The organism is Streptomyces sp. NPDC004111 (assembly GCF_042874215.1).
Classification (GTDB): domain Bacteria; phylum Actinomycetota; class Actinomycetes; order Streptomycetales; family Streptomycetaceae; genus Streptomyces.
Genome location: NZ_JBIAMU010000009.1, coordinates 223,302 through 239,689 on the forward strand (window position 1 = coordinate 223,302; position 16,388 = coordinate 239,689).

Annotated in this window: 15 protein-coding genes and 1 pseudogene; 7 read left to right on the forward strand and 9 right to left on the reverse strand. The window is 73.8% G+C overall.

Features of this window, described 5'->3' with window-relative positions:
• Positions 1–35: 35 nt before the first annotated feature.
• From ACFYVL_RS19600 to ACFYVL_RS19615, 4 genes are all read right to left on the reverse strand, one after another.
• Positions 36–641 (reverse strand): response regulator, encoded by a 606-nt coding sequence (locus ACFYVL_RS19600; RefSeq protein WP_389246337.1) that lies wholly within the window; start codon positions 639–641, stop codon positions 36–38.
• The gene (locus tag ACFYVL_RS19605) at positions 638–1,858 is read right to left on the reverse strand and encodes a sensor histidine kinase (protein WP_389246339.1); all 1,221 of its coding nucleotides are present in this window, start codon (positions 1,856–1,858) and stop codon (positions 638–640) included. The genes ACFYVL_RS19600 and ACFYVL_RS19605 overlap by 4 nt, the downstream gene beginning before the upstream one ends.
• An 83-nt stretch (positions 1,859–1,941) precedes the next feature.
• Positions 1,942–2,670, reverse strand: a complete 729-nt coding sequence (locus tag ACFYVL_RS19610) for an ABC transporter permease (RefSeq protein ID WP_389246342.1) — start codon at positions 2,668–2,670, stop codon at positions 1,942–1,944.
• Positions 2,670–3,632, reverse strand: a complete 963-nt coding sequence (locus tag ACFYVL_RS19615; protein ID WP_389246345.1) for an ATP-binding cassette domain-containing protein — start codon at positions 3,630–3,632, stop codon at positions 2,670–2,672. The genes ACFYVL_RS19610 and ACFYVL_RS19615 overlap by 1 nt, the downstream gene beginning before the upstream one ends.
• Before the next feature lie 337 nt (positions 3,633–3,969).
• Here ACFYVL_RS19615 and ACFYVL_RS19620 point away from each other — a divergent pair, with 337 nt between their 5' ends.
• From ACFYVL_RS19620 to ACFYVL_RS19630, 3 genes are all read left to right on the forward strand, one after another.
• Entirely contained in the window at positions 3,970–4,824 is an 855-nt protein-coding gene (locus tag ACFYVL_RS19620; protein WP_389246347.1) for a MaoC/PaaZ C-terminal domain-containing protein, read from the forward strand.
• Positions 4,825–4,950: 126 nt separating this feature from the next.
• A complete protein-coding gene (locus ACFYVL_RS19625; protein ID WP_389246349.1) occupies positions 4,951–6,027 on the forward strand; it encodes a Zn-dependent alcohol dehydrogenase in 1,077 nt (358 codons plus the stop codon).
• Positions 6,028–6,448: 421 nt separating this feature from the next.
• On the forward strand, positions 6,449–7,393 hold the full coding sequence (locus ACFYVL_RS19630; RefSeq protein WP_389246352.1) for a 3-oxoacyl-ACP reductase: 945 nt from the start codon (positions 6,449–6,451) through the stop codon (positions 7,391–7,393).
• A gap of 114 nt (positions 7,394–7,507) precedes the next feature.
• On the opposite strand, the gene ACFYVL_RS19635 is transcribed toward ACFYVL_RS19630, so the two are convergent.
• Both ACFYVL_RS19635 and ACFYVL_RS19640 read right to left on the reverse strand, forming a co-directional pair.
• Entirely contained in the window at positions 7,508–7,663 is a 156-nt protein-coding gene (locus ACFYVL_RS19635; protein WP_389246354.1) for a hypothetical protein, read from the reverse strand.
• A 700-nt stretch (positions 7,664–8,363) separates the two neighbouring features.
• Positions 8,364–9,581, reverse strand: a pseudogene (locus ACFYVL_RS19640) (hypothetical protein); the annotation flags it as partial.
• Between the two features lie 254 nt (positions 9,582–9,835).
• On the opposite strand from ACFYVL_RS19640, the gene ACFYVL_RS19645 reads away from it, so the two are divergent.
• The 4 genes from ACFYVL_RS19645 (at position 9,836) to ACFYVL_RS19660 (ending at position 13,887) form a co-directional block, all read left to right on the forward strand.
• The gene (locus ACFYVL_RS19645; RefSeq protein ID WP_389246356.1) at positions 9,836–10,888 is read left to right on the forward strand and encodes an ABC transporter substrate-binding protein; all 1,053 of its coding nucleotides are present in this window, start codon (positions 9,836–9,838) and stop codon (positions 10,886–10,888) included.
• An 87-nt stretch (positions 10,889–10,975) separates the two neighbouring features.
• On the forward strand, positions 10,976–11,854 hold the full coding sequence (locus ACFYVL_RS19650; RefSeq protein WP_389246358.1) for a Nif3-like dinuclear metal center hexameric protein: 879 nt from the start codon (positions 10,976–10,978) through the stop codon (positions 11,852–11,854).
• Positions 11,851–12,594 carry a zinc ribbon domain-containing protein gene (locus ACFYVL_RS19655; protein ID WP_389246580.1) on the forward strand — a complete coding sequence of 248 codons (744 nt, stop codon included), beginning with the start codon at positions 11,851–11,853 and terminating at the stop codon, positions 12,592–12,594. Before ACFYVL_RS19650 ends, ACFYVL_RS19655 begins: the two co-directional genes overlap by 4 nt.
• 6 nt (positions 12,595–12,600) lie before the next feature.
• On the forward strand, positions 12,601–13,887 hold the full coding sequence (locus tag ACFYVL_RS19660) for a bifunctional RNase H/acid phosphatase (protein WP_389246360.1): 1,287 nt from the start codon (positions 12,601–12,603) through the stop codon (positions 13,885–13,887).
• A gap of 112 nt (positions 13,888–13,999) precedes the next feature.
• Here the strand turns inward: ACFYVL_RS19660 and eda are convergent, their stop codons facing one another.
• The 3 genes from eda to yaaA all read right to left on the reverse strand — a co-directional run bounded on the left by eda (position 14,000) and on the right by yaaA (position 16,334).
• Positions 14,000–14,617, reverse strand: coding sequence for a bifunctional 4-hydroxy-2-oxoglutarate aldolase/2-dehydro-3-deoxy-phosphogluconate aldolase (gene eda / locus ACFYVL_RS19665; protein WP_389246362.1), 618 nt, complete (start codon positions 14,615–14,617; stop codon positions 14,000–14,002).
• 117 nt (positions 14,618–14,734) lie between these two features.
• Positions 14,735–15,379 carry a GNAT family N-acetyltransferase gene (locus tag ACFYVL_RS19670; protein WP_389246364.1) on the reverse strand — a complete coding sequence of 215 codons (645 nt, stop codon included), beginning with the start codon at positions 15,377–15,379 and terminating at the stop codon, positions 14,735–14,737.
• A gap of 154 nt (positions 15,380–15,533) precedes the next feature.
• Complete coding sequence (gene yaaA, locus ACFYVL_RS19675) at positions 15,534–16,334, reverse strand: peroxide stress protein YaaA (protein WP_389246366.1); 801 nt, start codon at positions 16,332–16,334, stop codon at positions 15,534–15,536.
• Between the last annotated feature and the right edge of the window lie 54 nt (positions 16,335–16,388).

Below are 16,388 nucleotides of genomic sequence, written 5' to 3' on the forward strand. Positions count from 1 at the left end.
CGCTCCGGGTGCCGGCCCATCGGTTCCCGGAGCGGCTACAGCCAGCCCTGCTGGCGGGCCGAGCGGACCGCCTCCATCCGGTTGCGGGTGCCCGTCTTGCCGATCGCGGAGGACAGGTAGTTGCGTACCGTTGACTCCGAGAGGTGCAGCTTGGCGGCGATGTCGGCGACCGTCGCGCCGTCCACCGCCGCGTTCAGCACGTCGCACTCGCGGGCCGTCAGCGGGCTCGGGCCCGAGCTGAGGGCGGCGACGGCCAGCGCCGGGTCGATGACCGTCTCACCGGTCAACACGCGCCGGATCGAGGCCGCGAGTTCCTCCACCGGGCCGTCCTTGACCAGGAAGCCGACCGCGCCCGCGTCCATCGCCCGGCGCAGATAGCCGGGCCGGCCGAAGGTCGTGAGGATCATGACCTTGCAGTCGGGGGCCTCGGTGCGCAGCAGGGCCGCGGCGTCCAGACCGGTCATGCCGGGCAGTTCGATGTCCAGCAGGGCCACGTCCGGGCGGGCGGCCAGCGCCGCGTCGACGATTTCGTCACCCGCCGCGACCTGCGCGACGACCTCCATGTCCTCCTCCAGGCCGAGCAGGAGGGCGAGGGCGCCGCGCATCATGCCTTGGTCCTCGGCGAGGAGAACTCGGATCATCGGGTCAGCTCCAGCTGTGTGTCGACCGGCAGTTCGGCCTTCACCAGGAAGCCGCCGCGCGGCCCGGGGCCCGCGGTGAGGGAGCCACCGGCCGCCGCGAGGCGTTCGGTGAGGCCCTTGAGGCCCGTGCCGGTGCGGACGGCGGTGGGCGCCGTACTGGTGCCCGTCCCGGATCCGTGCTGCTCGGATCGTACGCCGCGCCCGTCGTCCGCGATCTCCAGCAGGACCCGCTCCGAGCCGCCCGTCACGGTGATCGTGCAGCGGGACGCGTCCCGGCTGTGCCGGACGACGTTGGTGACGGCCTCCCGCACCACCCAGCCCAGCAGCGACTCCGGCTGCGGTTCCAGGGGCGGGCCCGACTGCCGTACGACCGGTTCGATGCCGGCGGCGGACAGGGCCGAGCGGGCGCCGTCCAGCTCGGTGTTGAGGCTGCCTTCGCGGTAGCCGGTGACGGCCTCGCGGATCTCGGTGAGGGCCTGCCTGCCGACCGACTCGATGTCGTTGACCTGGGAGAGCGCGGCTTCGAGGTCGCGGGGCGCCAGCCTGCGGGCGGCCTCCGACTTCACCACGATCACCGACAGGGTGTGGCCGAGCAGGTCGTGCAGGTCGCGGGAGAAGCGCAGCCGCTCCTTCTCCACCGCGGTACGGGCCAGTTCCTGCCGGGTCTCGCGGAGTTCCTTGACCGTCTCGGCCAGGGTGAGGATGGCGGAGGTGACCAGGCCGGACAGCAGCGTCCCGTACGCGACGTTGATCGCGCCCCAGCCGTCCCGCACCCCGGCGACCACCCCGGCCAGCACGGCCAGGGCGAGCATCACCCGGCCGACCTTCGGGCCGCGCAGCACCGCGCCGGTGGCCAGGCCGAGCAGCGGCCAGAACAGCAGCCAGGGACCGCCGTACCAGGCGGACACGACGCCGGTCATCAGACCGAGGCCGACCAGCGCCAGCCGGGTGCTGCGCGATTCGCGGCTCCGCTTGTCGAAGGCCCGGAACACCACGTAGATGTACAGGGAGTTGAAGGCCAGGAGGAAGGCGCCGCCGATCCACGGGTTGTCGGTCTTGCCCTGGAAGAGGTGGGAGAAGGCGCCCATGCCCATCAGCAGCCAGGGCAGCAGGGAGAAGCCGTTGGGCGGGCCCATCCGCTCCGCGTAGTGCGCGTCCGGGTCGGTACCCGGCCGCGGCCTGTTCCGCCACGTCCGTGTCAGCCGGTTGTCCTTCACCGTGCCACCTCTGCTCCGCCTTCTCGTCCGTCCACCGGCCGGCCGTGCCGGCCGGGTCCCGCTCGCTTTGCTGTTCCCGCCCGTCAGACCGTGCGCGCCGCCTTGCGGTACGCGTAGGAAGCGTAGGAGCCGAACACCAGCAGCCAGCCGGCGAGCACCGCGAGCGCCAGGAGGCCGGGAGCCTCGCCCTGGCCGATGGACACCCCGATCTGGGAGATCGCCTTGGTCGGGGTGTACGTCGAGATGCCCTGGAGCCAGCCGGGGAAGAGCTGGGTCGGGAACCACAGACCGCCCAGGATGGACAGGCCCAGGTTGCAGCCCACGTTCACCACGCCGGTGCTCTGCGCCGAGAGCCGGTAGCCGTTGCCTATGCCCAGCAGGGTGAAGGGCAGCGAACCCAGCCACAGCAGCACCGCGAGCAGCAGCCACTGCCAGACGGCCAGGCTCACCCCGTTGACCAGCCCGCCCACCGCCAGCACCGCCAGGATCGCGGGCAGCACGACGACCGAGGCGGTCAGCGCCCGGCCCAGCACCACCTGCGCCGGGGTCATCGGGGTGATCCGCAACTGGCGCAGCCAGCCGAGCGACTTGTCCTCGGCCACTCCCGTACCGGCGGACATCGCCGCGCCCAGCGCCCCGTAGGCGGCCATGCCGATCATCGAGGCGGTCCGCCACTCGGCGGCGTCGTTGCCGCCGATGTTGGTGAACAGCAGGTACATCAGCACCGGCATCCCGATGCCGAAGATCACGAACCCCGTGTCGCGCAGCGTGCGCCGGGTCTCCAGGGCGACGTAGTCGAGAACGAGGGCCATCACACACTCTCCTTGGCGTGGGGCGCGGCCGCGGGGCCGGCCGGGACCCTGTCGGGGTCGGTGAGCTGGAGGAAGGCGTCCTCCAGGGTGGCCCGGGTGACTTCCAGGTTGCGGACCGCCCGCATTCCGGCCAGGGCCATGACGGTGGCGTCCGAGTCGTCGCTGCGGAGCCGGGCGCGGTCGCCGCGGATCTCCACCTCGCTCACGCCCGGCAGCAGGCCCAGGCCATCGGTGGGGCGGCCCGCCAGGTCGAAGGAGACCAGGTTGCCGCCGGCCCGGCGCTTGAGCTCCTCGCTGCTGCCGTCGGCGACGATCCGGCCGCGGTCGATGACCGTGATCCGGTCGGCGTTCTCGTCGGCCTCGGCGAGGTAGTGGGTGGAGAACAGGACGGTGTTGCCCCGGGCCGCGTACCGCCGCATCGACTCCCACAGGGCGCGGCGCGCCTCCACGTCCAGCGCGGCGGTCGGCTCGTCGAGCACGATCAGCTCCGGGTTGCCGACCAGCGCGACGGCGAAGCGGACCCGCTGGATCTGTCCGCCGGAGAGCTTGTCGGCGCGCCGGGACCCGAACTCCCTTATCCCGGCCAGCTCCAGGGCCTCGTCCACCGGCATCGGCGACGGGTAGGTCTTCGACACGAAGGTGACCAGCTCGCGGACCGTGACCCGGGGGATGGGGCGGCCGTCCTGGAGCATCGCGCCCACCCGGCCCGCCTGGACCGCCCGCGCGGGGGTGCCGCCGAACAGGCTGACCTCTCCGGTGCCGGGCTCGTCGAGGCCGAGCAGGAGGTTGATGGTGGTGGACTTCCCCGCGCCGTTGCGGCCGAGCAGGGCGACGGTCTCGCCGGGGCTCAGGGCGAGGTCGATGCCGTCGACGGCGCGCACCTGGCCGTAGGTCTTGCCGACGGCGCTGAAGAGGACTGCCGGGGGTGTGCCCGGGGCGGTGTCCTTGGCTGAGGTGGTCATGTCGAAAACCCTACGGAGCGGCCCGCTCGCGCAGTAGCGCGATGTGTACTCGGCCCACCAGTACAAATGTCACGGGTGGCCGCGCGGGGCGTTGGCGGGTGTCCCACAGCGCATCTGACGGATCGTCACACTTCTTCTTCCCAAGCCGGGCGGGGTGCGTTATACATGGGGCCATCGGCCTAGAACGCGTTCTACAACCGGGGGTGCGTGACGGGCCCCTCCCGTACGACCCCGGCGCGGCCGACGGTGCGGACGGCAGCGCCGGGGTCTTCTCCGCACGGCCGCCCCCGATGTCCGCCGTCCGACGCCCGCAGCCCGTCGAAGGAGCTTTGCGCCCATGCCCATTGATGTCGCGAAGGCACTCGCCGCCGAACCCCGGACCGCCCCCCTCGTCTGGGGGCACAAGGACGTCCAGCTCTACCACCTGGGCCTCGGCGCGGGCGTCCCCGCCACCGACCCCGGCGAGCTGCGCTACACCCTGGAGAGCAAGCTGCACGTGCTGCCCAGCTTCGCCACCGTCGCGGGCGCGGGCATGGCCATGATGGGCGGGCTCGCCGTACCCGGCATCGAGGTCGACCTCGCCGCGGTCCTGCACGGCGGACAGACCGTGACCCTCCACCGGCCGATCCCGGTCAGCGGCGAGGCCACCCAGACCTCCGGCGTCAGCGCCGTGTACGACAAGGGCAAGGCGGCCGTGATCGTGCTGCGTTCCGAGGCGTCGGACGCGGACGGGCCGCTGTGGACCAGCGACTCCTCCATCTTCGTACGCGGCGAGGGCGGCTTCGGCGGCGAGCGCGGTCCCTCCGCCCGCAGCGAAGTTCCCGGCCGCGAACCGGAGTTCACCGTCGAGCGGCCCATCCGCGAGGAGCAGGCGCTGCTCTACCGGCTCTCCGGCGACTGGAACCCGCTGCACGCCGACCCCGAGTTCGCCCGGCTCGCGGGCTTCGACAGGCCGATCCTGCACGGGCTGTGCTCGTACGGGATGGCGCTCAAGGCCGTCGTCGACACGGTGCTCGACGGCGACGTGACCCGGGTGAAGTCCTACGGCACCCGCTTCGCGGGCATCGTCTTCCCCGGCGAGACCCTCCGCATCCGCATGTGGGCGGAGGAGGGCCGCACCCGGCTGACGGTGACGTCGGCCGAGCGGGACGACGCGCCGGTCCTCGCGGACACCGTCGTCGAGCACTCCTGACGCCGGACGCGGGCGACATCGGGCACGGGCGATACCGGGCGCGGGCGACTTCCGGTGCCCGTGGTGCCGGGCCCGCGTCCCGCCGAGAACCTTCCACACCAGGTGAACCGTGAGGGGAGTCATGCCATGCGCGCAGCCGTACTGCACGAAGTAGGCCAGGACAAGCTGGAGGTCCACGACGACATCGAGGCGGTGGGCTTCGGCCCCGGCAAGGTCAGGATCCGGGTGCGGGCCACCGGGCTGTGCCACTCCGACGTCTCCGCGATGAGCGGCGTGCTCCCGCAGCCCGCCCCCTTCGTCCCCGGCCACGAGGGCGCGGGCGAGATCGTGGACGTGGGCGACGGGGTCACCGGGCTCTCGGCGGGGGACCGGGTGCTGGTGTGCTGGCTGCCCGCCTGCGGCAGCTGTCCGGCCTGCAAGCGCGGCCAGACACAGCTGTGCCTGGCCGGGTTCATGAACGCGGGCACCCCCAACTTCAAGCGGGCCGGCGGCGACGTCTTCGGCTTCGCCGGGACCGGGACCTTCACCGAGGAGGTCGTGGTCGACGCCGGGTGCGCGGTGCCGATCCCCGACGACGTCCCCTTCGAGATCGCCGCGCTGATCGGCTGCGGCGTCACCACCGGACTGGGCGCCGCGATCAACACCGCCCGGGTGGAGGCCGGTTCGTCGGTCGCCGTCATCGGCTGCGGCGGCGTGGGGATCTCCGCGATCCAGGGCGCCCGGGTGCAGGGCGCGGCCCAGATCGTCGCCGTCGACCCGGTCGCCTCCCGCCGCGAGGCCGCACTGCGCTTCGGCGCCACCGAGGCGCTCGCACCCGACGAACTCGCCGACGCCAAACAGCGGATCACCTCCGGCGAGGGCTTCGACTACGTCTTCGAGGTCGTCGGCAAGTCCGCCACCGCCCGGGTCGCCTACGACACGACACGGCGCGGCGGCACCCTGTGCGTGGTCGGCGCGGGCGCCATGGACGACAACTTCCAGCTCAACATGTTCGAGCTGTTCTTCGACGAGAAGCGGATCCTGCCCTCGATGTACGGCGGCGGCGACGTGCTCCGCTCCTACGAGCGGGCCGTCGCGCTGTGGCGGGCCGGCCGCATCGACCTCGAATCGATGATCACCCACCGGGTCCAACTGGCGGAGATCAACGACGCGTTGGAGCAGATGCGGACGGGCTCGGCCCTGCGCACGTCGATCGCCCTCTGACCCACCGCCGCCGCGGAACCACCCCCTCCGGGCCACCCGCGGCGGCACGGTCCGCCACGCTGCCGGGCGGCATCGTTCGGCGGCACCACCCACCGCGCTGTTGGGCCGCGCGGCCCGACCGCACCGTCCGCCGCGCTGTCGGGCTCGCACCGCCCGGCAGCACTGTCCGCCCCTGATGCCGGGCCCGTCCTGCCCGACCGCACTGCCCGACCCGCTGTCAGGCCCGCACCGCCCGGCCGCACCGCCCGACCCGCCGCTGGGCCCGTACTGCCCGTCCGCACCGCCCGGCCCGCCCGGCCCGCACCGGCACCGCGCACCCGCCGCGGCAGCCGTACCGAGACCCGTACCGAGACCCGTACCGGGACCAGCCACGGCACCCGTACCGAGACCCGCTCCGCACACCGTTCCGAAGGAGTCGTTCATGTCCCTGCCGCTCGAAGGACTGTCCGCGATCGTCACCGGAGCCGGGCGCGGCCTCGGGCGCGCCGAGGCCCTCGAACTCGCCCGGCTCGGCGCGTCCGTGGTCGTCAACGACTTCGGGCAGCCGGGGCGCGACGGGTCCGGCGACGCGTCCGCGACCCCCGCCGAGTCGGTGGCCGAGGAGATCCGTGCCGCGGGCGGCCGGGCGGTCGCCCACCAGGGCGACGTCGCCGACTTCGACCAGGCCCGCGCACTGGTCGAGCTGGCCGTCGCACAGTTCGGCAAGCTCGACATCCTCGTCAACAACGCCGGGATCCTGCGCGACCGGATGGTCTTCTCGATGAGCGAGGAGGAGTGGGACACGGTCGTCCGGGTCCACCTCAAGGGCCACTTCAACACCACCCACTTCGCCTCCGTGCACTGGCGGGCACGCTCGAAGGAGGCGGGCGGCCCGGTCTACGGCCGCATCGTCAACACCTCCTCCGAGGCGTACCTCGCGGGCTCGGCGGGCCAGCCCAACTACGCGGCGGCCAAGGGCGGCATCGTCGGCCTCACCACCTCCACCGCGCTCGCCCTCGCCAAGTACGGCGTCACCGCCAACGCGATCTGCCCGCGCGCCCGCACCCGGATGACCGAGGACGTCTTCGCGGGCTACCAGGAGCCGTCCGCCCCCGACCAGACCGACCCGCTCTCCCCGGAGCACGTCGCCCCGCTGGTCGGCTACCTGGCCTCACCGGCCGCCGCCCGCGCGAACGGCCAACTGCTCGTCGTGCACGGCGGAATGGTCGCGGTCATGGAACGGCCCAAGGTGGCCGCCAAGTTCGACACCGCGAAGGACGTCTTCAGTTACGAGGAACTGGACGAGGCCCTCGGCGGGTTCTTCGCGGGCCGCCCCGAGGGGGAGACCTTCGGTGCGGGGGAGGTGCTGGGGCTGAAGAAGGGGTGAGGCCCCGGCTTCCGGGCGCGGTGCGCGGACGGGCGCGCGCCGTATGTGCGGCGGGGCCGGGACCGGGAGGAATGCCCTCCTGGTCCCGGCCCCGCCGTGGTGCGTGCGGCCCGACTAGGCGTCGCGCCGATGCCGTCCCTGTGCCGGAGCCGTCGGCTCCTCCTTCGGCGCCGCGTCGCCCCGGTGCTTGCCGGAGCCGACCGGTCCGCCCTGCGCCGGGACCGTGGTCTGCGGTCCCGCCTGTGCCGGGTCGGTGAGGGTTTCGGACATGTGGGAAAGTCACCCCGTCAACAGATCGCTTACATACGTACGCCCAGGTCCGCCTGCCCCCGGGCCCGCGAGTCTAACCGCCCGGTCATGTCTCGGTCAGCGGGGTTGTTCTTCCGGTCAGCACGGTGGGCACGGGCACCTCGATCCGCACCGGGACGGTCATCCGGACCATCTCCGTAGCCGCCGCGTGGGCCGAGGCGGGCGGCGGCGGAGCCAGCAGTGTCGGGGGTGCGGACGCCGGTACGGCCGGGCGCGCGGACGGCACGGGGACGGGCACCGGAGGTGCCGGCGGGGCGGCCGGTGGCTGCGGGGCCGAAGGGTGCATCACCTCCCGGGGTGCCTGCGGGGCCGGAGGGTGCACCGCGTCCCGAGGGGCCTGCCGGTTCGGCGCGTGCATCGCGTCCCCGGGGACCTGCGGGACCTGCGGGATCTGCGGGACCTGCTGGGCCGGAGCGGCTGGCGCGGTGGATGCGGGTGCGGGTGCAGGTGCCGGTCCGTGGCCGGGGTCCGTGTCCCGGGCCGGGGTGGGGGCCGTGCCCCGACCGGGCGAGGTGTTCGGGCCGGGCACCGGGGTGCGGCCGGGTGCCGGGTCCTGGCCGGCGGCCGGTTCGAGCGGTGTGCCGTGCGCGGGCGTCGCGCCCCGCGGCCGGTCTGCCGGTTCCGCCGTCTCGGGCTCCGGCCTCGGCGGGCGCGTCCCGATCCGGTGCAGCCGCCCCGTCAGCGTCGCCTGCTGGAGCGGTACGGGGCGCCAGGCGGCCGAGCCCTCCCCGCCCGAGGTCCGCCCCGCGGGGCCCTCTCCGGCGGATGCCTCCCGCTCCTCGGTACCGGGCCCGTCGGCCCGTATCCCGGAGGCCGGTGCTGCCCCGGCCGCCGGGTCCGGCGCCGGGCCGGCCGGCGGTACGCAGACCTCCGCGACCCCGCAGGGCACCTCGGGCGTCGCGAACGGCAGCCGCAGCACACCGTCCCGGGTCCACAGCCCGGAGCCGGACAACCACCCCTGGGGGGCGGCCAGTTGGTGCAGGCGGCCGTCCGTGGGGCGCCACAGACCGACCCAGCACGCGGACGGGTCCGCAGGCCGGCCGGCCCGGTCTATCCGTACCGCCACCGCGCACGACTCCGGCGTCAGCACCTGTCCCGGCTGGGCCGCGAACGGGGTCACCGTGCAGCCGTCCACCCGGAGCGACTCCGGGAAGCGGACCGGGCGGGTGCTGCCCAGTACGCCCCACCCCAGGCGGTCCTCGCCGGGCGCGTCCGAGCGGATCATGAGCAGGCCGCTGTCCGGGTCGGCGAGGAGCAGCCGGTCGTTGCTCCGCTCCGTGATCTGGAGCAGCGGGGTCACCTCGCCGCCGCGCTCCAGGTCCACCGCGACGGACTTCACCGCGCCGCCCTCGCCCTCCCGGTCCAGGGCGAGGATCCGCCCCTCGCGGTCCAGCCACACCCCGCCCGTGCAGCGGCCCGGCACCTCGGCCACGTGCTCGGGGCCGAACGCGCCGCCCGCGACCAGCCACAGCGCCGTCGAGTGCGCGCCGACGGCCAGCGCGTAGGCGGCGCCGCCGCCCGGGGCCGGCGGCAGCAGGGTCAGCGGCCCCTCGCCGAACTCGACGGCTCCCAGCGGGAGTTCGCCGGTCGTCGGGCCGGTCGGGTAGAGCAGGGAGAAGAGGTGCCGGCCCATCGCCCGCCGGTGGATCAGCACGCGTCCGTCGGCCAGCGGCAGCACCTCGGTGCCGGGCTCCTCGGGCTGGTCGGCGGGGAGCGGCACCGCGTACGGCTCCGGACCGTCCAGGGTCCACCGCTCCGGGAACCACGCCTCCGCGCTCCCGGCCAGGCGCGCCGCGTACGAACCGTCCGCGGCGATCGTGCACCCGGGGCGCCGCACCGCACCGCCCTCCGGGGCGGTCTCGATGGCACAGGCAGTCATTGATCCGTCACCTCCGCCCGCGACGCTAGTTTTCGGCTTTCCCGCCGGACAACACGAGTCACCCCACTTCACACATAAGGGTGGCCGTCCGGTCGTTCCAGCGAAATGCGGGGGACGGGTGTGCTCGGGGGAGTCCGCAGGGAGACGTAAGGTTAGGTTCGCCTAAGTGTTTGCAGAAGTGCCGGCGGGGGCGTGCGGAGGTCCGCACCGGCCCGCCGCACGCCCCCGTTCGTTGTCCGGAAGCGAGTCCTTGCATGTCGTCCTCCATACGCCGCCGCGGCACCGCCGCCGTCACCCTGGCGGTCACCGCCGCGCTCGCCCTGTCCGCCTGCGGCGGCGGGGACTCCGAGGGCGGCGGCGAGAAGAAGTCCGACGGCGGGAAGTCCGTCGCCCAGGGCGGCAAGGACTTCGGCGACGCCGCGAAGAAGACCGCGGCCCTCGGCACCGACGCGAAGCCTGGCCAGTTCCCGCGCACCATCACCCACGCCATGGGCAGCACCGAGCTGAAGGCCGCCCCCAAGCGGGTCGTCGTGCTCGACGTCGGCGAGCTGGACAACGTGGTGTCGCTGGGCATGAAGCCGGTCGGCTGGGCGCCCTCCGAGGGCTCGCAGGAGCTGCCCGAGTACCTGAAGAAGAAGGGCGCCGGGGCCCCGAAGAGCGTCGGCACCATCAACAGCCTCAACATGGAGGCGATCCTCGCGCTCAAGCCCGACCTGATCCTGGGCAGCAAGCTGCGCGCCGAGAAGCAGTACAAGCTGCTCTCCGAGATCGCCCCGACCGTCTTCTCCATCCGCCCCGGCTTCACCTGGAAGGAGAACCTCAAGCTGAACGCCGCCGCCCTCGACAGGAGCGCCGAGGCCGACGCCCAGCTCGCCGCGTACGAGAAGAAGGCCAAGCAGCTCGGCGCCGACGTGGCCGCCGCGCACGGCGGCAAGAAGCCGACGATCACCATGCTGCGCTACATGCCGGAGAAGACCCGGCTGTACGCCAAGGCCTCCTTCATCGGCACCATCCTCGACGACGCCGGCCTGCCCCGCCCCAAGAACCAGCAGGTCGACGACCTCGCGGCGGAGGTCAGCCCGGAGAAGATCGACGAGGCCGCGGCCGACTGGATCTTCACCGGCGTGTACGGCGACGCCAAGGCGACCAAGCGCGACAAGGCCGAGGCCAACCCGCTCTGGAACAAGCTGGACGCGGTGAAGAAGGGGCAGGCCAAGGACGTGCCCGACGAGACCTGGTACCTGGGTCTGGGCACCGCCGCCGCCGACGAGGTCCTCGCCGACCTCCGCGGCTTCCTGGCCAAGTAGTCCCGCCGGGCCGGGTTCCCGGTGCCGGGGAACCCGGTAGCGGACAGCCAGGCGGACGGGGCACGGACGGCAGGTAGCCTTGCATCCGTGCCCCGTCTGTCTGAAGTCATCGCCGCCCTCGACGCCCTCTGGCCCCCCGAGCGGGCCGAGAGCTGGGACGCCGTCGGTACGGTCTGTGGCGACCCGGACACCGAGGTGAACCGGGTCCTGTTCGCCGTCGACCCCGTCCAGGAGATCGCCGACGAGGCGGTCGCGCTGGGCGCCGACCTGATCGTCACCCACCACCCGCTCTACCTGCGCGGCACGACGACGGTCGCGGCCACCCACTTCAAGGGCCGCGTGGTGCACACGCTCATCAGGAACGGCATCGCCCTGCACGTCGCGCACACCAACGCCGACACCGCCGACCCCGGAGTCTCCGACGCCCTCGCCGGCGCCCTCGACCTGCGCGTCGTACGGCCGCTGGTCCCCGACCCGAGCGACCCCGAAGGGCGTCGCGGGCTCGGCAGGATCTGTGAACTCGACCACCCCGAGAGCCTCCGCGACTTCGCCGCACGCGCCGCCAAGCGCCTGCCGCACACCGCGCAGGGCATCCGGTTCGCCGGCGACCCGGACGCCACCGTCACCACCGTCGCCGTCAGCGGCGGATCGGGCGACAGCCTCTTCGAGCAGGTCAGGGCGGCGGGTGTGGACGCGTTCCTGACCGCCGACCTGCGCCACCACCCGGTCTCCGAGGCCCGCGAGAGCGCGCCGCTGCCCGCACTGATCGACGCGGCGCACTGGGCCACCGAGTGGCCCTGGTGCGAGCAGGCCGCGGCCCAGCTCGAAACGATCTCCGACCGGGAGGGGTGGAACCTGCGGGTCCATGTCTCGCACACGGTCACCGACCCCTGGACGGCCCAGCTCTCCTCCGGGCCCGCCACCGACTTCTCCGCACCCTTCTCTTCTCCTGGAGCCCCCAACTGAACGCCGCGCCCGCCGACCAGATCCGACTTCTCGACGTCCAGGCCCTCGACGTACGGCTGTCCCAGCTCGCCCACAAGCGCAAGTCGCTGCCCGAGCACGCCGAGATCGAGTCGCTGACCAAGGACCTCACCCAGCTGCGCGACCTGCTGGTCGCCGCGACGACGGAGGAGTCCGACACCGCCCGCGAGCAGACCAAGGCCGAGCAGGACGTCGACCAGGTCCGCCAGCGCGCCGCCCGCGACCAGCAGCGGCTGGACTCCGGGGCGATCACCTCCCCGAAGGACCTGGAGAACCTCCAGAAGGAGATCGTCTCGCTGGCCAAGCGCCAGGGCGACCTGGAGGACGTCGTCCTGGAGGTCATGGAGCGCCGCGAGTCCGCGCAGGAGCGCGCCGCCGAGCTGACCGCCCGGGTCGACTCCGTGCAGGCCAAGGCCGACGACGCGACCGCGCGCCGCGACGCCGCCACCGGCGAGCTCGACGAGGAGGCCGCGAAGGTCGCCAAGGAGCGCGAGGTCGTGGTCGGCTCGGTCCCCGCCGACCTGGTCAAGCTGTACGAGAAGCTGCGCACCCAGTCCGGTGGCGTCGGCGCCGCCCGGCTGTACCAGCGCCGCTGCGAGGGCTGCCGGCTGGAGCTCAACATCACCGAGGTGAACGAGGTCCGCGCCGCCGCCCCCGAGGCCGTGCTGCGCTGCGAGAACTGCCGCCGCATCCTGGTCCGCACGTCCGAGTCGGGGCTGTAGAGAACGATGGCGGAAACCGTACGCAGCCTGGTCGTCGAGGCGGACGGCGGCTCCCGGGGCAACCCGGGGCCCGCCGGTTACGGCGCCGTCGTGCTCGACCCGCACACCGGTGAGACGCTGGCCGAGGCCGCCGAGTACATCGGTGTGGCCACGAACAACGTCGCCGAGTACAAGGGCCTGATCGCCGGGCTGAAGGCGGCCCGGGACCTGTTCCCGGACGCCCGGGTGCACGTGCGGATGGACTCCAAGCTGGTCGTCGAGCAGATGTCGGGCCGCTGGAAGATCAAGCACCCCGACATGAAGCCGCTCGCGGCCGAGGCGGCGACGATCCTGCCGCGCGCGCAGGTCCGCTACGAGTGGATCCCGCGCGAGAAGAACAAGCACGCGGACCGGCTCGCCAACGAGGCGATGGACGCGGGCAAGAAGGGCAGGCAGTGGGAGCCCTCGGGGTCCGCCGCCGCGTCCTCCTCGCCCGCCGCCGCTGCCGCCGAGCCGCCCCGGGTGGTCGGCGACGCCGCCGCGGGCGCTGCGCGGGCCCGCGCAGCGCTGGCCGGGGCACGGGCCGCGGCCCCCGCCCCCGAGGGCCTGTTCGCACTGGACGAGGAACCGGCGGCGGCCCCGCAGGAGCCGTCCACGCCCTCCGTGGGCTGGGGGGTCACCGCCGATCTCGGCGAGCCCGCCACCCTCGTGCTGCTGCGGCACGGCGAGACCCCGCTCACTCCGGAGAAGCGGTTCTCCGGCAGCGGCGGCTCGGACCCGATGCTCTCGGCGGTCGGCCGGAAGCAGGCCGAGGCGGTCGCCGACGCGCTCGCCGCGCGCGGCACCGTCCAGGCGATCGTCAGCTCCCCGCTGCTGCGCTGCCGGGAGACCGCCGACGCGGTGGCCCGCCGCCTCGGGCTGCCCGTACAGGTCGAGGAGGACCTGCGGGAGACGGACTTCGGCGCCTGGGAGGGGCTGACGTTCGCCGAGGTCAAGCAGCGCCACCCCGAGGACCTGGACGACTGGCTGGACTCCCCGGACGCGGCACCGACCGGCGGCGGCGAGAGCTTCGCCGAGGTGGCCGTGCGGGTGGCGGCGGCCCGGGACCGGCTGACGGAGAAGTACGCGGGCCGCACGGTACTGGTCGTCACCCACGTCACCCCGGTCAAGACGCTGGTGCGCCTCGCGCTGGGCGCCCCGCCGCAGGCGCTGTTCCGGATGGAGCTGTCGGCGGCTTCGCTGTCGGCGGTGGCGTACTACGCGGACGGCAACGCCTCGGTGCGGCTGCTGAACGACACCTCGCACCTGCGCTGACACCCACGGCGAAGCCCCGGTCCGCTCCTCCTCGGGAGCGGGCCGGGGCTTCGCCGTGTGCGGGGGCGGCCGTACGGGGGGACGTCCGGGCCGCCTGCCGCGGGCCGTCCGGTTATCGCAGGGCCGCGGCCTCGCGGGCCAGATTCTCCACCCGGTCCCAGTCCTCGGCGGCGATCGCGTCGGCGGGGAGCATCCAGGTGCCGCCCACGCAGCCGACGTTGGGCAGGGCGAGGTAGGAGGGGGCGGAGGCCAGGGAGATGCCGCCGGTCGGGCAGAAGCGGGCCTGGGGGAGCGGTCCGGAGAGCGACTTGAGGTACGCGGTGCCGCCGGCCGCCTCCGCGGGGAAGAACTTCATGTCGGTGACGCCGCGCTCCAGCAGGGCGACCACTTCGGAGGTGGTCGAGACGCCGGGGAGGAAGGGGACGCCCGACTCCTGCATCGCGCTCAGCAGCGAGTCCGTCCAGCCGGGGCTGACCAGGAACTTCGCTCCGGCGGCCACCGACCGGTCCACGTGGGCGGGGGTCACGACGGTGCCGGCGCCGACGACCGCGTCCGGCACCTCGGCCGCGATCGCCCGGATCGCGTCCGGGGCGGCGGGGGTGCGCAGCGTGACCTCGATGGCGGGCAGCCCGCCGGCCACGAGGGCGCGGGCGAGCGGAACGGCGTGCCGGGCGTCGTCGACGACCACGACGGGGATGACAGGGGCGAGCGCGAACAGGGAGAAGGCCATGCATGCATCCTGCCTCGGATGCAGCACTCTGCACAACGTGCGTTGCGCCCTCTGCAATATGCCGCCGGTGCGTGCCGTACCGGACGCCCCGCTCGGGCTGCTCCCCGGGTCCGCCGCTCAGGCCGCGATCAGCAGGGCCTCCGCGCCGACCGCCCGGTACCCCGCCGCCTGGAAGGCCCGTACGCTCCGGGCGTTCCCCGGTGCCTGCTGGGACCAGACCACCTCGCCCGCCGGGACCATGTGCCGCGCCGACTCCGCCAGCGCCCGGCCGAGGCCCCGGTGCCGGGACTCCTCGTCGACCTCGATGGCCGTCTCCCAGCGGCCGGCCAGACCGCGGCCGATGACCAGGATCCCGCCGCCCTCGGACGACCAGACCCGGACGTCGTCCCGGTACTTGCGGGCACGCGCCACCCGGGGGTGGTCCGGGTCCTCGATCGGGGTGAGCTCCAGCGGCGGCGGACCCTCCAGGGCCGGGGCCAGGGTCAGCGAGCCGACCGTGTCCATGCGGCGGCCGGTGCGCGACATCAGGGCGGCCAGGAAGACCGGGTGCAGGGACGCCGAGAACGGGTCCGGGCAGGCCGCCTGCAACTGCGTGCGGATCCACTCCGGGTCCTCGTCCGAGAAGATCACCGAGTGGGCGGTGAAGGCGACCACACCGGCGTCCCGCGGGCTCGGCTGCGGAAGGACGAGCGTGCGACCGTCCGGCGGCGGGTACTGCCCCTGCGCCACCGAGGTCAATATGTCGCACAAAGAGCTGGGCACGGAGTTTCCTCTGGATCTGGTTCGGACGGAGCGCGAAGGACCGGCCGGCCCGCCAGGAGCGGGTGGACCGGAAAGACAACCTTTCCACTCTACGCGCATAAACCCGTGTCCCGTACGGCCGCCGACGGCAGCCGCCGCCGGCCCGCCGCGCGCCTCAGTGGATCTGCCGCACCACCACGTCCAGCTCCCACGGCCGGCCCGCCCTGGCCGGCTCCGCGGCCTCCACCACGTGACCCAGGTCCCGCAGCGCCACCACCAGCTCCGCCGGATCGCGCGGCGCGGCCCCCGCGACCAGCAGGTCCCGTACGATCCGGCCCTTCGTCGCCTTGTTGAAGTGGCTGACCACCGAGCGCTTCTCCACGCCGTCCACCACCTGCGCGTGCAGGACCCGTACCGTCGCCGTCCGGCCCGCGACCTCGCCCTTCGGCTTCCAGGCCGCCGTGTACGCGGAGGAGCGCAGGTCCAGTACCAGCCCGTCGCCCGCCGCCTCGGGCATGACCCCGGCCATCGCCGGACGCCAGTACGCGCCGAGCGCCCCGAGCCCCGGCAGCTTCACCCCCATCGAGCAGCGGTAGGACGGAATGCGGTCACCGACTCCCACCGCCCCCCACAGCCCCGAGAACACCAGCAGCCATTGCCGCGCCCGCTTGCGGGCCGCCGCGTCGAGCGAGGCGAGGTCCAGGGCGTCGTACAGCACCCCCGTGTAGATCTCCCCGGCCGGGCGGGTGCCCGCGGTGAGCAGCCCGGCGTTCTTGGCGACCTCGCCGCGCAGCCCCTCGCTCAGCCCGAGCACCTCACGGGCCTTCTCCTCGTCGCCCCGGCACAGCTCCACCAGCTCGGCCAGCACCGCGGCCCGCGCCTCCGCGAGGCCCGGCAGCGACAGGGACTCCGGCTTCAGCGGGGCGCCGCGCCCGGAAGCGGCCTTTCCTTCGGACGGCGGCAAGAGCACGAGCACGGGGTGACTCCTTCGGGACTGCGGGACGGACCAGCCCACGGTAGTGCGCCGCCG